This window comes from Streptomyces ossamyceticus (assembly GCF_001418475.1).
In the GTDB taxonomy this organism is placed as follows: domain Bacteria; phylum Actinomycetota; class Actinomycetes; order Streptomycetales; family Streptomycetaceae; genus Streptomyces; species Streptomyces ossamyceticus.
Window position 1 is genome coordinate 1 of sequence record NZ_LIQX01000811.1, and the last position, 2085, is coordinate 2085.

Annotated in this window: 3 protein-coding genes; 2 read left to right on the forward strand and 1 reads right to left on the reverse strand. The window is 73.5% G+C overall.

Annotated elements, in window-relative coordinates:
* Positions 1 to 837, reverse strand: an 837-nt coding sequence (locus AOK15_RS39155) for a histidine kinase (RefSeq protein ID WP_167738912.1), incomplete at its 3' end; no start/stop codon positions are given.
* 160 nt (positions 838 to 997) lie between these two features.
* Between AOK15_RS39155 and AOK15_RS39160 the strand changes: the two genes are divergently transcribed.
* Together AOK15_RS39160 and AOK15_RS39165 are read left to right on the forward strand one after the other, a co-directional pair.
* Complete coding sequence (locus AOK15_RS39160; RefSeq protein WP_055523750.1) at positions 998 to 1366, forward strand: hypothetical protein; 369 nt, start codon at positions 998 to 1000, stop codon at positions 1364 to 1366.
* Positions 1367 to 1384: 18 nt separating this feature from the next.
* Positions 1385 to 2085: ABC transporter ATP-binding protein (locus AOK15_RS39165; protein WP_055523753.1), on the forward strand; the 701-nt coding region annotated here is incomplete at its 3' end.

A 2085-nucleotide genomic window follows, 5' to 3' on the forward strand; every position in this document is an offset into this window, starting at 1 on the left:
ACGGGGGGACAGGGGCCGCCGGTCGGCGGCCCCTGTCCCCCCGTCGTCGTGTTCCCGCAGGACCCCGACCGTGCGGCGCATCGACGCGAGCGCCTCGGTCGCGGCCCGTTCCATGCCCGCGAGGACGGGGTCCAGCCGTTCGGGCCGGTCGGTGCCCATCATCCGCGCGACCTGCGTCTGGACGAGGATGCCGGTGACGTGGTGGGCGACGAAGTCGTGCAGGTCGGCGGCCATGGCGAGCCGTTCGGCGCGGCGGGTCTCGGTGACGGCCCGGGTGCGGCGGTGGTCCAGGGTGCGCAGATAGGCGGCGAGACCGGCCGTGATCCCGGTCAGCAGCAGAAGCAGCGCCAGCACACCCAGGGCGCTGTCCTCCCATTGGACGGCGAAGTACGGCAACGGCAGCGTGAGCAGCACGGCGCCGTCGAGCACTCCGCAGACCAGGGCCCAGCCGGGAGTGCAGGTGCGGACGGCGACCATCAGCAGGGACAGCAGGACCGCCGCCTGTCCGGGGCCGAAGCCGCCCTGCCGGCCGGTGGCGATCAGCGTCAGCACGTTGGCGGCGGCGACGAGCGCCGGGACGCCCGCCCGCAGCTGCGGGGTGAGCCAGGCCGGCCGGAGGCGCACGGGCCACAGCAGCGCGGTGAGGCCCACCAGCAGGGAGAGCAGGTGCAGCCAGTGGACGCCGGTGTCGTTCTCGGCCCCGAGGACGAGGAAGTCGGTCCCGCAGGCCAGCAGCAGGACGACGATGCCGCCGACGCGGAGGCAGCCCTGCCGCGCGGCCCGCAGCGGCGAGCCGTCGCCGCCGGCGGGTTCCTTGGTGTCGAGCGCGAGGTTCACGCGGATCACAGTAGGCAGCGGCGCCCTACGCCGTATCGGCCGTACGGCCGAGCCAGGGCGCGCGGCGGGTGGGAACCCCGGCCGTTCGGCCGAGGTGGGCGCGCATGCCGCCGGGAGACGTTGGAGCCACGACATTCCCCTCCGGCAAGGAGAACACCCCATGAACCGCAAACCCCTCGTGGTCGCCGGCGCCGCCGTGGCGGCCGTGGCCGTCGGCGTCGGGGCCCTCACCTACGCGATGAGCGGCACCGAGTCGACCACCGGCCTCGACCGCTTCACCACCGCCACCGTCGACGGGCACAAGGCGTTGAGCGGCAACATCGTCGCCGGCCGCACCCAGTCCAAGTACAGCCCGCTGCCCTGGATCGGCGGCGACATGTCCGTCGTCACGTGCCCCGACCTGAAGGCGGTGGCGGGCACGGAGGTGACGTGCGCCGGGAAGGACGGCGACGGCAAGGACGTCTCCATCCCGGTGACCGTCGTCAAGGCCGACGCCACCAGCATCACCTGGAAGTTCGAGCGCGAGTAGAAGGGGCCCACGCGGACCATGAGCACCGTTCTGGCCGGTAACGGCCTCGTCAAGAAGTACGGCACCACCACCGCCCTGGCGGGCGTGGACGTGGTGGTCGCCGAGCGCGAGTCCCTCGCGATCATGGGGCCCTCCGGCTCCGGCAAGTCCACCCTGCTCCATACACTCGCGGGCATCGTCCGCCCCGACGGCGGTCAGGTCCTGCTGCGTGGTGAGCGCATCGACCACTGGGGCGAGAACAGGCTGAGCGCGCTGCGCCGCAAGCGTTTCGGGTTCGTCTTCCAGTTCGGCCAGTTGCTGCCGGAGCTGCCCGCCGAGGAGAACGTCGCCCTGCCGCTGATGCTGGAGGGTGTGCCGCGCCGACAGGCCGTGCAGCGGGCCCGCCGCTGGTTCGCGCCGCTCGGCCTCGCGGGTCTGGAGCAGCGCCGCCCCGGCCAGCTGTCCGGCGGACAGGCGCAGCGCGTCGCGATCGCCCGCGCCCTGGCCGTCGAACCGGACGTCGTCTTCGCCGACGAGCCCACCGGCGCGCTCGACACGGCGTCCGGCGAGGACGTACGGCGACTGCTCACCGACCTCCACGCCGACGGGCAGACGATCGTCCTCGTCACTCATGACCTGGGTCTCGCCCGTTCCTGCGCGCAGCGGACGATCGAGCTGGTGGACGGCCGGATCGTCCGCGATGTGGCCACCGACGGTGCCGGTGCCGGGGGCGGGGGCGA